This is a genomic window from Thermocrispum municipale DSM 44069, from assembly GCF_000427825.1.
In the GTDB taxonomy this organism is placed as follows: domain Bacteria; phylum Actinomycetota; class Actinomycetes; order Mycobacteriales; family Pseudonocardiaceae; genus Thermocrispum; species Thermocrispum municipale.
Map to the genome: position 1 here is coordinate 611,116 of NZ_ATYT01000003.1, position 17,252 is coordinate 628,367.

Consider the following 17,252-nt stretch of genomic DNA (forward strand, 5'->3'; position numbering starts at 1 on the left):
GATACGCGAACCAGGCAGACTGCACAGCGTGGGATCAACGACGACTTTGCTCACCGGCGGCCGCGTCTACAGCCCGGCCGCGCCGGACGCCACCGCCATGGCGATCAGCGGCGACACGATCGTCTGGGTGGGACAGGACGGACCGGGACGGGCGCTGCACCCCGACGCCGAGGAAATTCCGTTGGACGGCGCGTTCGTCACCCCGGGCTTCGTCGACGCGCACGTGCACGCCACGTCGTCCGGGCTGCACTTGGCCGGCGTCGACCTGACCGGGACACTGAGCGCGCAGGAGGTCCTGTCGGTGCTGCGTGAGGCGGCAAGGAAGGAGCCGGACGCGAGCGTGCTGATGGCGCACGGCTGGGACGAGTCCGGTTGGACGAGCAGCCGTTTGCCGACTCGTGCCGAGATCGACGAGGCCGTGGGTGGGCGTCCCGCGTACATCAGCCGGATCGATGTGCACTCCGCCCTGGTGTCGAGCGCGCTGGTCGACCTCGCGCCGCAGGCACGCGACGCCGACGGCTGGTCCGCCGAAGGCCCCGTCACCGCGGCATGCCACCACGCCCTGCGCGGCGCCGCCCGAGCTGCGATCAGCCCGCAGCAGCGTGACGCCGCCCAGCGCAGCTTCCTCGCGGCGGTCGCGGCCCGTGGTGTGGTGAGCGTGCACGAGTGCGCCGGACCGGACATCTCCAGCTGGGACGACGTGGCAGCTCTGCTGGACAAGACCGGGCCGGACACGCCCGAAGTGGTCGCGTACTGGGGCGAACTGGCCAGTGACGCCGTCTTCGAACGGGCCAAGCGCCTCGGGATTCGCGGGCTGGCCGGCGACCTTTTCGTCGATGGTGCGCTGGGGTCGCGGACCGCGCGCCTGCGCGCGCCGTACGAGGACGACCCAAGCCATCGCGGACGCCTGTACGTGGACTCCGACGCCATCGCCGCCCACCTCGTCGCGTGCACGTCCGCCGGGATGCAAGCCGGATTTCACGTGATCGGGGACGGCGCGCTGGACGCCGTCATCGACGGATTCACCCGTGCCGAAGCCGAGGTGGGGCTGCGAGCACTGGTGGCGGGCAGGCACCGGCTCGAGCACGTCGAGATGATCGGCACGCGGGAGGCCGAAGCGTTGACGCGATGGAACGTCACCGCATCGGTACAGCCCCTGTTCGACGAGCTGTGGGGCGGCCAGGACGGCATGTACGCCCAGCGGCTCGGCACGGAACGGGCGGCCGGCCTCAACCCGTTCAGCATGCTGGCCGCGACCGGTGTGCTGCTGGCCGGAGGATCCGATTCGCCGGTCACTCCGGTCGACCCCTGGCGCTCGGTACGCGCGGCGGTCAACCACCGCACCGAGGGAGCGGGCATCTCGCCGCGCGCCGCCTTCACCGCCCACACCAAGGCTGGGTACCGCGCAGCAGGCGTCAACGACGGCGTCTCGGGCACGCTCGTTCCTGGTGCGCCCGCCGACTACGCGGTCTGGGAAGCAGGCGAACTGGTCGTTGCCGCGCCGGACACCCGCGTGCAGCGCTGGTCGACCGATCCTCGCTCGCGCGTGCCCGGGCTGCCGCCACTCGATCCGGACGCGCCGCTGCCGACGTGCCTGCGCACCGTGCGCCGCGGGGTAACGATCTACGCGGCGTAGGCGGACCTGACACGGAGAACACGCAGCGGAGACATAGGCTTCGACCGTGACTGTGACCGCGTCAGAGGACGTCGGCGTCGCCGGGCACGCCCGAGGTGGCTGGCGCGGCATGCTGACCCGGGTGCCGGGGCGAATGGCCCTTGCCGTCGCCTCCGGCGTGCTGCTTCAACTGAGCTTCCCACCCCGCGAGTGGTGGTTCTTGTCGCCGCTGGCCTTCGCCGGGCTCGGGGTGGTGCTGTACCGGCGCCGCTTCCGGGCCGGCCTGGGCTACGGGCTGCTGTTCGCGGTGTCGTTCTTCCTGGGGCATCTGGTCTGGATCGAAGACTTCCTCGGCGACGGTTTCGGCTCCGCCCCGTGGTTGGCGTTGTCAGTGGTCGAGGGCCTGTACGTGGCGTTGGCCTGCGCATGTGCGACGGTGGTGCAACGGTTGCCCGCCGCCCCGGTGTGGATGGCCGCGCTGTGGGTCGGTCAGGAAACCCTGCGGTCGTCGTTCCCGCTCAACGGGTTTCCGTGGGGGCGCGTAGCGTTCGGCCACCCCTCGGGCGCTTTCACCTCGCTCGCGTCCGTCGGCGGGGCGCCGCTGGTCAGCTTCGCCGTAACGCTGTGTGGCTTCGGCATCGCGTGGCTGCTGGTCCGGATCCGTCACCGCGAAGTGCGGGTCGTTCCTGCCGTGGCGTGCGCCGTGGTGCCGCTACTGGCCGGTCTCGCGGTGTGGCCCGCCGTCGGCGTCGAACCAACTCGCGGTGAGGTCACCGTCGCGGTGGTGCAAGGCAACGCGCCCGACATCGGCCTGCGGCTGCTGGGCGCGCGGGAGGAGATCCGTGCCAACCACCTCGCCACCAGCGAGCGCCTCGCCGACGACCTCGCTTCCGGGCGCATCGCCCAACCGGACCTCATCATCTGGCCGGAGACGGCGACCGGACTCGCGGGCCCGGATCCCGAGCTGGACCGCCTGGTGGATCGTTTCGACGCACCCACCCTCATCGGCGCGCTCTACACCCGCCCGGACGGCCTGAGCGAGAACTCGGTGTTCGTGTGGCAGCCGGGTTCGGGACCGGGCGAGCACTACGTCAAGCAGGAACTGGTGCCGTTCGCCGAGTACGTGCCCTGGCGGCCGATCGCCGCGTGGTTCACGCCGTTCCTCGGCAAGACCAAGGACATGCGCTGGGGCGACGAGCCGGGTGTGCTGACACCCGGAGGCATCAAGGTCGGCATCCAGATCTGCTACGAGGTCGCCTACGACTACGTCGCGCGGCAAACCGTCGACCGCGGCGCCGAACTACTCGTCGTGCCCACGAACAACGCCTGGTACGGGCCAGGGGAGATGACCTACCAACAGCTGGCGATGTCCCGGCTGCGGGCCGTGGAACACGGGCGTGCGGCCGTGGTGGCCGCGACCAGCGGGGTCAGCGCCATCGTCCTCCCGGACGGGAGCGTGGTGCGCGACTCGGAGCTGTTCACCTCCGAAATCCTGGTCGGGACGCTGCCGCTGCGTGACACCACGACCGTCGCGAGCATCGTCGGCCCGTGGCCGGAGCGGGTACTCGTCGCCGGGGGGATAGCCGCTCTGGCGCTTTCGATAGGGTGGCGAATCCGTGACCGGAGGAGGGCCGCATGACTGATCGCCGCGTGCTCGTGGTGATCCCGACCTACAACGAGCGGGAGAACATCGAGCAGCTGCTGCGTCGTTTGCACCAGGCGCTGCCCACGGTGCACGCGCTCGTGGTGGACGACGGCAGCCCGGACGGCACCGGAGAGCTGGCCGATGAACTGGCCGCCGCCGACGAGCGGATCGACGTGCTGCATCGCAGCGAGAAGGCCGGGCTCGGTCCGGCGTACATCGCCGGTTTCCGCTGGGGGCTGGATCGCGGCTACGACGTCCTGGTGGAGATGGACGCCGACGGCTCGCACGCACCGGAGGACCTGCCACGGCTGCTCGCCGCTTCCGAAAGCGCGGACCTGGTGATCGGCTCGCGCTACGTGCCGGGCGGCAAGGTGGTCAACTGGCCCAAGCGCCGGGAATGGCTCTCCCGCATGGCCGGGGTGTACTCACGCACCGCTCTCGGCGTTCCGACCAGGGACATCACGGCGGGCTTCCGTGCCTACCGGCGCACGGTGCTGGAGAAGCTGGAGCTGGACGACGTGGCGTCGCAGGGCTACTGCTTCCAGATCGACCTGACCTGGCGCACCATTCGTGCCGGCTTCTCCGTCGTCGAGGTGCCGATCACGTTCACCGAGCGCGAGCTCGGCAAATCGAAGATGAGCGGCTCGATCGTGCTGGAAGCCATCGTGCAAGTGGGCCGGTGGGGCCTGAAGCACCGCCTGTCGCAGGTGGCCGGGCTGGTCAAGAAGCTGCTTCGCCGCTGAGCGCGACCGCTCCTGCGGAGCGAGTGAGTCCCAGGCGGAGCGACGCCGCAGAGGCGGTGGCCGCACGAGCCGATTGACCGGATACGAGAACAGTCCGGTACCGCAAAGGGCTTGGCCCGCCGGCCCAGGCGGCAGCACGCGCTGCAGGCGAGATCCCGCCCAGGCGCCACAGGCTCACCGCGATCACCCACCTGCACAGCCGAAAGCCCCGCGGACGGGGGAGGCCGTCGCGGGGCTTTCGGACTGGTTACGTCAGCAGCAGGCTGTCACGCCGAGCGCGACGCAGAACGGCGCGCCCGGAGCTCCTCCAGACGCTCGTTGAGCAACTCTTCCAGCTCGCTGATGCTCCGGCGCTCGAGCAGCATGTCCCAGTGCGTACGCGCCGGCTTGGTCTTCTTCTGCTCCTGCTGCACGCCGTCCACGATTTCGGACTCGGTGCCGTGCAGACGGCACTCCCACGTAGCCGGAACCTCGGCGTCGTCCGAGAACGGTACCTCGAACTCGTGGTCCTTCGGGCACGCGTACCGGACGGTACGCCGAGGCGCCAGGTCGTGGTTGCGGTCCGTTTCGTAGCTCACCGCTCCCAGCCTGCTGCCACGGAGAACCCGATCGGCCATGTGCATTCCTCTCTCTGTACGGAAGCCGGTCCCCACTCCCGGGCCCCGAACTTGCTCACACTATGCAACGAACGTGCGGCCCCCAGGATTCCCGGATTCCCCCGTTCGTAATCCTCGTCCCACGTCGCCGTGCTGCTCACCAGCTTGCTCCAGTGGGAGTCAGATGCTGGTGTGACGTGACGGAGATAGCCCCACGACGTGGGGATTTCCCTCGAACGGTGCAACGAGCCCATCGGCAATTCGGCTCAGGGTGTTACACCGACGCGTCCGGGCGAGCCGGTACGCGATCGGGCATGATGAAGATCACGCTGCGTAACGTGCCTGGACGACTCCGTACGGTTCACAACCGTTGCGGCGGTTGATTCCCCGCCGCGATGATCGCCCGGCGTGCCGGCACCAGCGCGACCAGAGCGATACCGACGACGAAGAACCCGATGAGGGCGAGGATCGCCGGCCGGAACGATCCGGTGGCCGACCCGATGGCGGCGAACAGCACCGGTCCGAGCCACGCCGTGCCGCGCTCGCTGATCTCGTACAACGAGAAGTACTGGGCCTCCTTGCCCGCCGGGATCATCTGGCTGTACAGCGACCGTGCCAGCGCGACGGTGCCGCCGAGGACGAGGCCGATGCCCGCCCCGACCAGGTAGAACGGGACGGGCTCGTCCGGCTCGAGGAAATACGCCGCGATGATGACCCCGATCCACAGCGTCAAGCTGCCCATGATCGTGCGCTTGGCGCCGAGCCGGCGTGCCACGAGACCGTGCAGCCAGCCGCCGATGAACGCGACGAACTGCACCATGAGGATCGTGGCGATGAGCGTGTCCTGGGAGAAGTGCAATTCCTCCCGGCCGTACTGCGCCGACGTGGTGACCACGGTCTGCACACCGTCGTTGAAGACCAGGTAGGCGCCCAGGAAACCCAGCGTCAGCGGGAAGGCCCTGGCCTCCCGAAGCGTGCCTGCCAGTTCGCGGAAACCGGCACGGACGACGCCGACCTCCGGCTCGATGGGGCGGGCCTGTCGCCGGTCGGCGAGCCTGCGCAACGGAATGATGGTGAAGCCCGCCCACCACAGGCCGGACATCAAGAAACACGCGCGCACGGCCTGACCTTCGGTGAGCCCGATCGCCTCGTGGCCCAGATAGATGCCGAGCTGCACGGCCAGCGCGACACCGCCGCCGAGGAAGCCGAATGCCCAGCCGCGAGCGGAGACCTCGTCGCGCTCGTCCGGCTCGGCGATCTCGGCCAGGAAGGCGTAGTAGACGACGATCGAGACGCCGTAGCCGATCTGCGCGATCATGTAGAGCGGGATCGCGAGTTCCCAGTTCGTGCCGGCGACGAACACCAACAGGCAGGTGGCTCCTGCGCCGGTGAAGGCGGCCGCGGCCAGCAGCGGGCGTTTCGACTGGCTGCGGTCGGCGATCGCCCCTGCCACGGGCATGATGAAGACCTGGATCACGGTGGCCACGCCGATCAGGTAGCCCCACAGGGCGCCGGCCGGGAATTGCAGGCCGAACAGGGAAATGTCGCAGTTGGTCAGCTTCGCGGTGAGCTCGGGACCGCCGCAGGCGTTCGGCCCGTTGGCCGGATCGGTGCGGGCGTCCTCGGCGGCCACCGAACCGACGTACGCGGCGCCGAAGACGGTGATCACCGAGGTGTAGAACGTCGAGTTCGCCCAGTCGTAGAAGTACCAGCCGCGGCGTTCACGGCGACGGCTCGCGGCATCCGGCGCCGGGGCGGGGCCGATGTGGTCGGTCGTCATGCCACCTCGATCTGCTGTCGTGTCCGTTGCCCGGAAGCCGGGTGAATCGTGGTCGATCCTGCGGAGGCTACTGCGTTTCTCCGCCCGTTCGAGGGCATCGAGATGACGATTTGGCCGCAAACCGCGTGTCGCTACCGCCTAACCCGGCAGGGGCATGTGATTCTGTTGTGTTTGATGGTGCACTTGTGAATAGTGCGCCCGTTGTTTACTGTGCTTTTCATGTGGCTTGAGAGGGTTACGGTACAGCGTCTGATCGCCAGGCTTGCGGTGGTCGCCTGTACCGTGGCCGTCGTTCCAGCAGTCAGCTCGGCCCCTCCGGCGGCGGCGGACCCGTCGCGGCAGGCGTGGGCGAAGCTGCGTATGTGTGAGTCGAGCGGCCGGTACACGATCAACACCGGCAACGGCTATTACGGCGCTTACCAGTTCGATTTGCCCACGTGGCGCAGCGTCGGCGGCAAGGGATACCCGCACCAGGCCAGTCCGCGCGAACAGGATTACCGCGCGTTGTACCTGTACCGCATGCGTGGCTGGCAGCCGTGGGAATGCGCGCGTCCGTATTTCCTGAATCTGCGCGAGGACCGGCACGCGCGCAGCAAGATCAAGCCGACGTGGGCAGAAGCGGCCTACATCGGTGGCTCGGCCGCGAAACCGTCGAAGCCGAAACCGTCGCGGCCGAATACCGGCCCGAAGACGATGCCGAAGTGGCCAGGGGTGGTCTACTTCGTCGGTGACTGCTCACCGCACCTGCGCAAATTCCAGCTGCGGATGAACAAGTTCGGCTATCACTTCCGCGGCACCGGGTGCTACTACAGCAAGACCAAGCGTGCGGTGTTGGACCTGCAGCGGGCCAACGGCATCAACGACTCCGGGCGTCTCGGTCCGAAGACGTGGAAGGCAGCCTGGAAGGGCAAGCCGCCGCGGCGCTGACGGCCGAACCAGGGGAGCGGGGGAGATCCGCTAGTTCGACGCGTGCCACGCGCCGCGCTCGCGGAGCACCTCGCGCAGGACGTCGGGGCGGTCGGTGACGATTCCGTCGACGCCCAGGTCGAGCAGCTGGCGCATCTGGCCGGGTTCGTTGACCGTCCAGACGTGCACTTCGGCTCCGAGCCGGTGGGCCGCTCGCACGAAGCCACGGTCGACCAGGGTGAACCGACCGAAGCGGTGCGGCACCTGCGCCATCAGGCCGCGGATGAGCTTCCGTACCGGCATCGACGGCAGCCTGCCGCTGAACTTCATCGTCGCGATGTGACTCGGACCCATCGCGGTGGCCAAGGTCGCGCCGGCGAGCTTGCGCAGGCGGGCGAGCCTGCGCGAGGAGAACGAGGCGAGTGCCACGCGATGCGCCGCACCGGTGCGCTGGATGGCGCGGACGACCGGCTCGGCGGCCGAATCAGCCTTCACGTCGATGTTGAAGTGCGCGTCCGGAAGTTCCTCGAACACTTCTTCGAGTCGACTGATCGGCTCGACGCCGCCGACTTTGGCGTGCCGCACCTGGGACCACGGCATGGACGCGATGGGGCCGGTCCGGTCCGTGGTTCGGTCGAGGGTTTCGTCGTGATGCGTCACGACGACGCCGTCGGACGTGGCGTGCACGTCGGTTTCGATGTACGTGTAGCCCTCGTCGGCCGCGCGACGGAACGCCGCCATGGAGTTCTCCAAGCCGGCGAGATCACCGACATGCCATCCGCGGTGAGCGAAAGCCCGCGGATTCGGAAACGACAAATACGGATGCACTATCTGGGTGTGCTTGTCTCGATGCACACTTCTTAGTGTGCCTGTTCGGCGCGCCGTTGTGTGACAATCACGCGAAGGAACTAACGTCCCTTCCATGATCGTCAAGACTGGCGGCAATTCGTCACGTGACGAATTGAGGGCTGTACGCCGGGAACCCGAGGTTCGCCACTGCGGGTGGTGTGGGGCGCGATTGGATGACCGAGACCGGGTGGGCAGGCGCAGGAGGTACTGCGGGCACTCGTGTCGGCAGCGTGCCTACGAGCAGCGCATCGCCGTTCAGCGTGGCGGGCTGCCGGAGGACGCCGTGGTGCTGTCGGCCGATGAGATCGCGGCGTTGCAGGACAAGTTGTTCCAGTTGCGGTGTGCCGCCGAGGATGTGGTCACCGCGGTGTCGGACGGAGCGAAACCTGCGGAGCTGCAAGCTCTGGCGAGCGCGCTGGCGAGTGCGGCGAAAGACGTCGAGCAGCTGCGCTGACCAGGTCCACGGGGCGGGAGTTGCTGACCACTCCTCGAACACGAGCATGATCCGATAATGCACATTATGTTAAGTAGATCAATGGAGCTGTGACGGTAGCGCTCCCCTCCGGTCGCTCCTGAGGTCGCCGTGTGAGCCGAGCGGCTCGACTGTGGGGCTCTGCAGCGGATTTGCTCGCGGCCTCACCTGAACGCGCGGTGTGGCACGACTTGTTGTGCTCTCGGAGCTGCCGTGCCGGAAATGCGCCACCGCGCTCGGGTCTTCCCCTGCAAGTTGTCTCGGGACCGATGAGTTTGCCGACCCCGACCGGTCCAACAAGGGACAGCTTCCAGGAAGGGAATGGACACCATGGCAGCAGAGGTTCTCGTCGACTTCATCACGTCGCTCGACGGCTACGCATCAGGTGAGGGCTGGCCCGGCTTCTGGGGCCTGGAAGGGCCGGAGTATCTCGCCTGGCTCGGCGAACAGCCCGAGGTCACGTATCTGATGGGTGCGAACACCTACCGGTTGATGTCCGGCTTCGCCGCTGGCATCGTGCCGGAGGGTCAGGACGAACTCAGGAAGGAAGAAGAGGAAACCGTCGACGAGCTGACCAAGGCTCGCAAGATCGTGTTCTCCTCCACCCTCGAGGAACCGCTGAAGTGGGCCAACTCCACGTTGGTTCGTGGTGATGCGGTCGAGGCCGTCCGCAAGCTCAAGGAGACGGAGTCCGGCATCCTGAGCACGATCGGCAGTCTCAGCCTGGCACGAGACTTGATCAGAGCAGGCGTGGTCGACCGCTTCCGGGTCGTCATGTTCCCGGTGATCACCGGCGCCACCGGGTCGGAACGTATCTACGACGGCTACCCGGACGTTGCGCTGGACATGACCGAGCACCGCACGTTCGACGGCCGCATCCAGCTGGTCGAGTACAGGCCCGCGTGCTCGAGCACCCACCTGTCGCCTCCCCGCCCTGACAGAAGCCTTCGCCCGGAGCTCGTACAAATGTTCGACTCCGGGCGAACTTCTGCGCTGATGACTGTGGCCCGCGGCCGCGTGTCCCCTCTCCCCTAGCTTGTGGTGCGGGTGAACGTCAGGTGTGTGACCCCACTGGGCGAGGAAATCGCCTCGACGGCGAAGTTCCGTTCAATGCCTTCCAGGCCGTCCCACAGGTTGACGCCGCGACCCAGCACGATCGGCACCACCGCCAGGTGCATGTGGTCGACCAGTCCCGCGGTCAGGAACTGTCGAATGACGGTCGCTCCGCCGCCAAGACGGACGTCGTGACCATCGGCGGCTTCCTTGGCCATCTCCAGCACCTTCTCCGGAGGCGCATCGACGAAGTGGAACGTGGTGCCGCCTTCCATCTTTAACGAGGGCCGAGGGCGACGGGTCATGACGAACACCGGGGTGTGGAACGGCGGGTTGGCGCCCCACGGGCCCTTCCAGTCGGGGTCGTCGTGCCAGCCCGGGTAGCCGAACTTGCCCGCGCCCATGATTTCCGCACCGAAGCCCTGTTGGTACTGAGCGGCGAACGCGTTGTCCACGCCACGGCTGCCTCCCTCCTGCCAGACGGCCGTGTCGATCATCCACTCGTGCAGGCGCTCTCCGGCGTGACCGAAGAACACGCCTTTGGCGCGTCCTTCGCCGGTGCCGTAGCCGTCGAGCGAGATGGCGAAGTTGTGTACCCGTAACTGCTGCATGGTGCTTGCTCCCTAAGTCGTGATTCGTTCGAGCACGAAGTCGAAATCCGTACGCCAGGTGGCGCCGTGGTCGTCGGATGCGTCAGCGCGGCCGACGATCTTGTCCGGCTCCACGGTGGCGATCAGCCGTTGATGCATGTCCGAGTCCGTTCGGAACATGTCCCAGGTCGTCCCGTCGAACGTGGTGGGGAAAACCCGACACACCCCACGTTGATCGTGGTAGAGCGTCGTGAAGGCGCCGCCCACGTCGCTACGGCCGATGACCAACGTCAGCGCGTTCGCGGCCCCACCGGTCTCTCCCGGCATCTCCCAGTGGAAGACGACGAACGACTCGCCCAACCACGACCCGGTCGCTGTGCCGGGCACTTCCGTCCCTTCGGGCAAAAACCACGCGTTCTTCATCGTGGATCGCCATGATCCGACCAGGACGTCGAACCGCTGGATGGCTTCGTTGCGCATGCGGACTCCTCACCCTGACGGATGCCTCACTTGCTCTGACCTTCTTCGCGGGCAGAACTCATCGGTTGTGGGGGCGGAAAATCTGCGGGAGAGGTGGATACGGAGCCGAGCCGTTCACACAGAAGGGAGCGAGTGCTTGCCGACGTGGCCCCTCGGCGCAGCCGCGCGCCAGATGCGGCGCGAGAGAACGGCAGGCCCACCGTGCCCAACCTGCCGCCGGGGCCGGCTGGCCAACCTGCCGCGAGCTTGCCACGACTCGGCCCAAAAAACAGGACGCCGTGGCTGGCGAGCCACGGCGTCCTGCTTGGTTGTTCGGGTCGATCACTGCGGTGGCGGACCACCCACCGGCGGCCCAGCGGGCGGCGGTGCCTGCGGCGGAGGCGGCGTCTGCCCACCAGGACCGGACGGCGGCGCCGGAGGCGCAGGCGGCGTCGCCGGCGGAGCCGGTGGTGTGGGAGGCGTGCTCTTCGCCGACGGCGGCAGGTTCGACGGGTCACCCTTCAGCGCGGACGACGCTGCCGGCGGCGGGGTCGCCCGACCGGGGGTGCTCAACGGGCCTGCGACCTGCCGGCGAGCGACCTCCTCGGCCTCGCGCACGGCCTCGGCCACCTTCGGGTCCGTCGAGGTGTCGAACCACGACTTGACCTCTTCGTCGTCCAGGGCGGGAGCAGGACCGCTCTCCTCCGGAGGCTCGTAGCGGAACACCCCGTCCTCGCCGGGAGCACCGAGCATCCGGGCGAAGCCTTCCAGCGCCTTGCCGTAGTCGCTGGGCACCAGCCACACCTTGTTGGCGTCGCCCTGCGCCATCTGCGGCAACGTCTGCAGGTATTGGTAAGCCAGCACCTCGGGCGTCGGCCGGGCGGCCTTGATGGCGGCGAACACCTTCTCGATGGCCTTCGCCTGACCCTGTGCCTGCAGGTAGCGGGCGGCGCGCTCACCCTGGGCGCGCAGGATGCGGGACTGCCGCTCGGCTTCCGCCTGCAGGATCGCCGCCTGCTTGGCACCTTCCGCGGCGAGGATCTGCGACTGCTTCTGACCCTCGGCCTTCTTGATGGACGACTCGCGGTCACCCTCGGCGTTGAGGATCATCGCGCGCTTCTCACGGTCGGCGCGCATCTGCTTTTCCATCGAGTCCTGGATGGACGGGGGCGGGTCGATCGACTTCAGCTCGACCCTGGCCACCCGGATGCCCCAGCGGCCGGTCGCCTCGTCCAGCACGCCACGCAGCTGCTGGTTGATCTGGTCACGGGAGGTCAGGGTCTCCTCCAGGCTCATGCCACCGACCAGGTTGCGCAGCGTGGTGATGGTCAGCTGTTCGACACCGACGATGTAGTTCGAGATCTCGTACACCGCGGCGCGGGCGTCGGTCACCTGGAAGTAGACGACCGTGTCGATCGAGACCGTCAGGTTGTCCTCGGTGATGACCGGCTGCGGCGGGAACGACACCACTTGCTCCCGCAGGTCGATCCTGGCACGCACCTTGTCCAGGAACGGCACCAGGAAGTTCAGACCGGGCGCGGCGACGGACTTGAACTTGCCCAGGCGCTCGATCACCGCGGCTTGCGCCTGCGGCACCACCATGATCGCCTTCACCACCGTGACGACAACGAACAAGATGATGATGGCGATGACAATTAATGCCTCTGTTGCCAAGTCACTCTCCTACTCCAGTAACGGATCGGCGGCCACGATGGCGGTAGCGCCGGAGATCTCCACCACGGTCACCGTCTGACCGGGTTCGATGACGTGACCGGGCACGTTGTTGCGCGCGGTCCACTCCTCGCCTGCCAGCTTCACCAGGCCACCGTTGTCGTCGACCGCGGACAACGCGACCGCCTTGGCGCCGATCAAGGCCTCGGTGTTGGTCTTCATGCCGGTGCCGTGCAGAAAACGACGCTTGAGCGCGGGGCGGGCGAAGATCAGCAGACCGAGCGAGGCGACACTGAACACCGCCACCGCGATCCATTGGTTGTCGGTCAATGCCGATGCGCCCGCGGCCGCGATCGCTCCCCCACCGACGAGAACCAGCCAGAAGTCGCCCGACAGCATTTCCGCGGCCATCAGGGCGATGCCCGCGCCGAGCCAGATCCACGCTGCCATGCGGCCTATCGTGTCAGATCTCGGCCGACAGTCACCGATGATAAGCACCGGCGTGATCTTGCCGTGATGTTTCGGCCCGATTGCGGACCGTGATCATGTCCGATCTCAGCCGGATGTCCCAGTTGTCACGAAGTCGATCAGCCGTTCGACCGCGCCGATGAGTGGGGTCTCGACGTCACGGTAGCTACTGACCCTGGACAGGATGTGCTGCCAGCCTTCGTAGGTCTCGCCCCAGCCGAGGGCGGCGCACACGCCTTCCTTCCACGGTTGGCCCGGCGGGATGACCGGCCACTCCGCGATGCCGACGGACGCGGGCTTGACCGCTTGCCAGATGTCGACGTAGGGATGCCCGGTGACCAGGACGTTGTCGTCGTCGAGCGCGTCGACGATGCGGGATTCCTTGCTGCCGGGGACGAGGTGGTCGACCAGCACGCCCAGCCTGCGGTGGGCAGCGGTGCCGAACTCGGCGACCGCGCGGGGAAGGTCGTCGATGCCGTCCAGCGGCTCCACGACGACTCCTTCGACCCGCAGGTCGTGACCCCAGATGCGCTCGATGAGCTCGGCGTCGTGCTTGCCTTCCACCCAGATACGGGAGGCGCGCGCGGTGCGAGCCCGCAGGCCTTCCACGCGAACCGAGCCTGACGCCGAGACCTTCCTGGTCCTCTGCGGGGCCGGCCGGGGCTTGACCAGCGTCACCGGTCGGCCTTCCAGCAGGAACGCGGCGGGCGCGAGCGGAAAGACCCGGTGGTTGCCGTGCCGGTCCTCCAGGACCACGCTGTCGGGTTCCAGGCGGACGACGGCTCCGCAGAAGCCGCTGACCGGATCTTCGACCACCAGGCCGGGATCGGCCGGGACTTCGGGGACTCGGCGGCGGGGCTTGCCGGACAGGATGTCGCCGTAGGAATGGGCACGCACGCTGCAGAGGTTATCGGTGCGAAGGCCGCTGTTGGCGCGATCTCCGCCCGCGAGTCGTCAGAACAACGGCCACGGGATGGCGCGCACTTGCTCGGTGGGCGTCGGGAACACCCCGGCGGCGAGCAGCTTGTCGGTGCGATCGGCCAGGGCGCGTATCTCGGCCACCGTGATGTGTTCGGCCAGGAGCTCGCCGAGCTCGCCGTCCACCGCCGAACGCAGCTTGGTCAGCTTCTCCTTGGCGGATTCGGGCAGCGGCTCGCCCGCCCAGCCCCACAACACGGTGCGAAGCTTCGGCTCCTGGTGCAGGCAGATGCCGTGGTCCACGCCGTATGCGCGGTCGTCCGGCCCGTGGAGTACGTGCCCGCCTTTGCGGTCGGTGTTGTTCACCACGACGTCCAGCATCGCCAGCTCGGCGACGTCGGGCCGATCCGCGTGCGCCAGCACGACGGGCTCGCCGGTGCGATCGCGCGCCACGAGGACTTGCCGCCACCCTTCGGGTATCTCGTCCGGGTGGTGCACGTCGACCAGCTCGTCGGCGTCGGTTTCGATCCACAGCTGCACCATGCCCGGGCCGAACGGTCCGTCGCGCAGCACGGTCGGCGGGACCAGGCCCAGCCCGCTGTGCTGCGCGATCTCGTACGTGGCGACCTCACGGCCGGCGAGCGTGCCGTCCGGGAAGTCCCACAGCGGACGCTCGCCCGCCACCGGCTTGTACACCGCGTGCGCGGTCCGCCCGTCCAGCTCGACCGTGCAGAACAGCGTGGCGTTGGATGCGTCGACCAGGCGCCCGGACACTTCCAAGGTGCCGCGCGTGATGAGAACGAGGTCGTCCGGCTCCGGCTGGGGCGGCGCCACGATCACTCGCCGCCAAGCAGACCGGACTCTCGGCGGTAGCCGTTCTGGCGCGGGCAGATGTGGCCGTCCGGGTCGAGCGGTTCGGCGCACAGCGGGCACGGCTTGCGGCCCGCCGCGATGACCCGATCGGCGCGCTCGGCGAAGGCCCGCGCGTACGCAGGGGACAGGAAGACCCGCACCGCGTCCGGACCCTCCTCGGTGTCGTCGAGGACGACGGTCTCGTCGACCTCCTCGTCGGTGACCGCGAGCAGCTCGATGACCACCGAGTCGGTCTCGGCGTCCCAGCCCAGGCCCATCGTGCCGACCCGGAACTCGGCCTCCAGCGGCACCTCGAGCGGGTCGTTGTCGATCATGTCCGCCGGGGCCTGCGCGGGCACGTCGGCGTCGAACCGTGCGGCCACCTCGTCCAGCAGCGTGCTCAGCCGTTCGGCGAGCACCGACAGCTGCTGCTTCTCCAACAACACGCTCACCAGCCTGCTGTCGGAGCTGGCTTGCAAGTAGAACGTGCGGTCGCCAGGCTGCCCGACCGTGCCGGAGATGAACCGGTCGGGATGGCGGAATACGTGTATGACCCTCGACATGACAGCTCGAGACTAGGCTACCCAAAACCGCCCGGCATGATCGGCTCGTTCGCCGGTGGCGTACACGCACCCGACGAACCGTGCGGAAATCTGTCACCGTCGGCCGCTGGCCCGTGGCAAGGTGACTGCCGTGACGACAATCGCACCTTACGGAAGCTGGACATCCCCCATCAGCGCAGCGCAGGCCGCCGAAGTCGGCAGGCCACCACAATGGACCGACTTCGTCGGGGACGAGGTGTGGTGGGTCGAGCCGCGAAGCGCCGAAGGTGGCCGCACCACGGTGATGCGTCAGACCGCGGACGGCCCGCAGGAGCTCCTTGCGGCCCCGTGGAACGCACGGAACCGAGTCCAGGAGTACGGCGGTCAACCGTGGACGGCCATCGACGGCGTACTCGTCTTCACCAACTGGGACGACCAGCGGGTCTACGCGCTCCGGGTCGGCGAGGACACGGATCCGCGGCCGCTGACTCCCGAGCCGGACGTCCCGCACGGCCTGCGCTACAGCGACTTGCGGCCAGGCCTGCCCCGTGAAGCCTGGATGGTGCGCGAGACGGTCACCGGCGCGAAGCCGACCGACGTCGTGCGTGATCTGGTGGCGGTGACCTTGTCCGGCCAGGTCCGCTCGCTCGGCGCCAGCCACCACTTCATGACTGCGCCGCAGCTTTCCCCGGACGGTCGGCTGGCGGTGTGGATCGGCTGGGAGCACCCGAACATGCCGTGGGACTCCACCGAGCTCGTCATCGCCGAAGTGCAGGGTGACGGCACATTCGGCCCGCACCGGGTGATCGCGGGCGGCGGTGGCGTCTCGGTGTGCCAGGTGGCCTGGGACTCCGACGGCTCGCTGGTGGCCCTGATGGATCCCGACGGCTGGTGGAACCTGCACCGCATCACCCTCGCCGAGAACGCCGTCACCACGCAGTGCCTGTACGCGGCGGAGGAAGAACACGGCGGCCCGATGTGGATGCTCGGATCCCGGTGGTTCGCGCCGCTGGGCGGCCGGCACGCCGGGAAGTACGTCATGCTGCGCAAAGGGCGGCCCGCCGTGCTCGATCCGGACGCCGGCACGCTGACCGATGTCGACGTCGACCTGCCGTCGTGGGCTCCGGCGATCGCGGCTCGCGACGGTCGGATCGCCGGCGTCGGCGCGGGCCCGAAGAACACGGCTCGGGTCGTCACCGTCGACTTGGACGCCGGGTCGGTGGAGGCGCTGAGCGTGCCGACCAGCGAGTTACCCCCGGCGGAATACCTGCCCGAGCCGGAGGAACGCTGGTTCCCCGGCTCGGAGGGAGACATTCCCGCGTACGTCTATCCTCCGACGAACCCGGACTTTGCGGCTCCGGAGGGTGAGCTGCCGCCGTACGTCGTCCACGTGCACGGCGGCCCGACGGGAGCGGTCTCGCCGACCGCCGACTTGCAGATCGCCTACTTCACCAGCCGCGGCATCGGCGTCGTCGCGGTCAACTACGGCGGTTCGTCCGGTTACGGACGGGCATTCCGGGAGCGGCTGCGCGGCAACTGGGGCGTGGTGGACGTCGCCGACTGCGAAGCGGTGGCCAAGGCACTCGCGGCCGAAGGCACGGCGGACGGCAAGCGCCTCGGGATTCGGGGCGGCAGCGCGGGCGGCTACACGTCCGCGCTCTCGTCGGTGACGTGCACCACGTACGCGGCCGCCACCATCATGTTCCCGGTCATCGACATGCTCACCTTCGTCGAAGGCGGCACCCACGACTTCGAGTCGCAGTACCTGTTCGGCCTGGTCGGCGAGCTGCCCGAGGACCGGCAGCGATACGTCGACCGCTCCCCCATCACCCACACGGACTCGCTGGCGTGCCCGGTGCTGTTGTTGCAGGGCCTGGAGGACGAGGTCTGCCCACCTGAGCAGGCCGAGGCGTTCGTGGCGGCCATCCGCGGGAAGGGCATCCCGCACGCCTACGTGGCGTTCGAAGGCGAGCAGCACGGGTTCCGGCGCGCGGAGTCGATCATCACCGCGCTGGAGTCCGAGCTGTCCTTCTACGGGCAGATCTTCGGGTTCGAACCGGTCGGCGTGCCGCAGCTGTCCTTGGACAAGTAGG

The 17,252-nt window shown here is 68.3% G+C and carries 17 protein-coding genes; 7 read left to right on the forward strand and 10 right to left on the reverse strand.

Annotated elements, in window-relative coordinates:
- Positions 1-28: 28 nt before the first annotated feature.
- From YWM_RS0102830 to YWM_RS0102840, 3 genes are read left to right on the forward strand one after another with little or no spacing between them, the layout of a single operon-like run.
- Positions 29-1,636, forward strand: a complete 1,608-nt coding sequence (locus YWM_RS0102830) for an amidohydrolase (RefSeq protein WP_028849436.1) — start codon at positions 29-31, stop codon at positions 1,634-1,636.
- A gap of 46 nt (positions 1,637-1,682) precedes the next feature.
- Complete coding sequence (lnt, locus tag YWM_RS21935) at positions 1,683-3,254, forward strand: apolipoprotein N-acyltransferase (RefSeq protein ID WP_245565887.1); 1,572 nt, start codon at positions 1,683-1,685, stop codon at positions 3,252-3,254.
- Positions 3,251-4,003, forward strand: a complete 753-nt coding sequence (locus YWM_RS0102840) for a polyprenol monophosphomannose synthase (protein WP_028849437.1) — start codon at positions 3,251-3,253, stop codon at positions 4,001-4,003. The genes lnt and YWM_RS0102840 overlap by 4 nt, the downstream gene beginning before the upstream one ends.
- Positions 4,004-4,269: 266 nt before the next feature.
- Here the strand turns inward: YWM_RS0102840 and YWM_RS0102845 are convergent, their stop codons facing one another.
- Entirely contained in the window at positions 4,270-4,620 is a 351-nt protein-coding gene (locus YWM_RS0102845; RefSeq protein ID WP_028849438.1) for an RNA polymerase-binding protein RbpA, read from the reverse strand.
- Positions 4,621-4,960: 340 nt separating this feature from the next.
- The gene (locus tag YWM_RS0102850; RefSeq protein WP_028849439.1) at positions 4,961-6,379 is read right to left on the reverse strand and encodes an MFS transporter; all 1,419 of its coding nucleotides are present in this window, start codon (positions 6,377-6,379) and stop codon (positions 4,961-4,963) included.
- A gap of 219 nt (positions 6,380-6,598) precedes the next feature.
- Between YWM_RS0102850 and YWM_RS0102860 the strand changes: the two genes are divergently transcribed.
- Entirely contained in the window at positions 6,599-7,306 is a 708-nt protein-coding gene (locus YWM_RS0102860) for a transglycosylase family protein (RefSeq protein ID WP_156914593.1), read from the forward strand.
- Between the two features lie 30 nt (positions 7,307-7,336).
- On the opposite strand, the gene YWM_RS0102865 is transcribed toward YWM_RS0102860, so the two are convergent.
- Positions 7,337-8,116, reverse strand: a complete 780-nt coding sequence (locus tag YWM_RS0102865; protein ID WP_043659478.1) for a glycerophosphodiester phosphodiesterase family protein — start codon at positions 8,114-8,116, stop codon at positions 7,337-7,339.
- A 91-nt stretch (positions 8,117-8,207) separates the two neighbouring features.
- On the opposite strand from YWM_RS0102865, the gene YWM_RS0102870 reads away from it, so the two are divergent.
- On the forward strand, positions 8,208-8,588 hold the full coding sequence (locus YWM_RS0102870) for a hypothetical protein (RefSeq protein ID WP_043659156.1): 381 nt from the start codon (positions 8,208-8,210) through the stop codon (positions 8,586-8,588).
- A 348-nt stretch (positions 8,589-8,936) separates the two neighbouring features.
- Positions 8,937-9,641: a dihydrofolate reductase family protein gene (locus YWM_RS21940; protein ID WP_245565889.1), complete on the forward strand. Its 705-nt coding sequence runs from the start codon at positions 8,937-8,939 to the stop codon at positions 9,639-9,641.
- Here YWM_RS21940 and YWM_RS0102880 read toward each other — a convergent pair.
- The 7 genes from YWM_RS0102880 to YWM_RS0102910 all read right to left on the reverse strand — a co-directional run bounded on the left by YWM_RS0102880 (position 9,638) and on the right by YWM_RS0102910 (position 15,180).
- Positions 9,638-10,270 (reverse strand): dihydrofolate reductase family protein, encoded by a 633-nt coding sequence (locus YWM_RS0102880; RefSeq protein WP_028849443.1) that lies wholly within the window; start codon positions 10,268-10,270, stop codon positions 9,638-9,640. The genes YWM_RS21940 and YWM_RS0102880 overlap by 4 nt on opposite strands.
- Positions 10,271-10,282: 12 nt before the next feature.
- On the reverse strand, positions 10,283-10,729 hold the full coding sequence (locus tag YWM_RS0102885) for a hypothetical protein (RefSeq protein ID WP_028849444.1): 447 nt from the start codon (positions 10,727-10,729) through the stop codon (positions 10,283-10,285).
- Positions 10,730-11,050: 321 nt separating this feature from the next.
- Positions 11,051-12,310, reverse strand: coding sequence for an SPFH domain-containing protein (locus tag YWM_RS0102890; RefSeq protein ID WP_084612163.1), 1,260 nt, complete (start codon positions 12,308-12,310; stop codon positions 11,051-11,053).
- Positions 12,311-12,391: 81 nt separating this feature from the next.
- Positions 12,392-12,829, reverse strand: coding sequence for an NfeD family protein (locus YWM_RS0102895; RefSeq protein ID WP_043659158.1), 438 nt, complete (start codon positions 12,827-12,829; stop codon positions 12,392-12,394).
- A 105-nt stretch (positions 12,830-12,934) separates the two neighbouring features.
- Positions 12,935-13,744: a DUF3097 domain-containing protein gene (locus YWM_RS0102900; RefSeq protein WP_028849447.1), complete on the reverse strand. Its 810-nt coding sequence runs from the start codon at positions 13,742-13,744 to the stop codon at positions 12,935-12,937.
- 57 nt (positions 13,745-13,801) lie between these two features.
- On the reverse strand, positions 13,802-14,599 hold the full coding sequence (locus YWM_RS0102905) for an SCO1664 family protein (RefSeq protein WP_052344518.1): 798 nt from the start codon (positions 14,597-14,599) through the stop codon (positions 13,802-13,804).
- Between the two features lie 2 nt (positions 14,600-14,601).
- Positions 14,602-15,180, reverse strand: a complete 579-nt coding sequence (locus tag YWM_RS0102910; RefSeq protein ID WP_028849449.1) for a DUF3090 domain-containing protein — start codon at positions 15,178-15,180, stop codon at positions 14,602-14,604.
- Between the two features lie 130 nt (positions 15,181-15,310).
- Here YWM_RS0102910 and YWM_RS0102915 point away from each other — a divergent pair, with 130 nt between their 5' ends.
- Positions 15,311-17,251 (forward strand): S9 family peptidase, encoded by a 1,941-nt coding sequence (locus tag YWM_RS0102915; protein WP_028849450.1) that lies wholly within the window; start codon positions 15,311-15,313, stop codon positions 17,249-17,251.
- The last annotated feature ends 1 nt before the right edge of the window (position 17,252 follow it).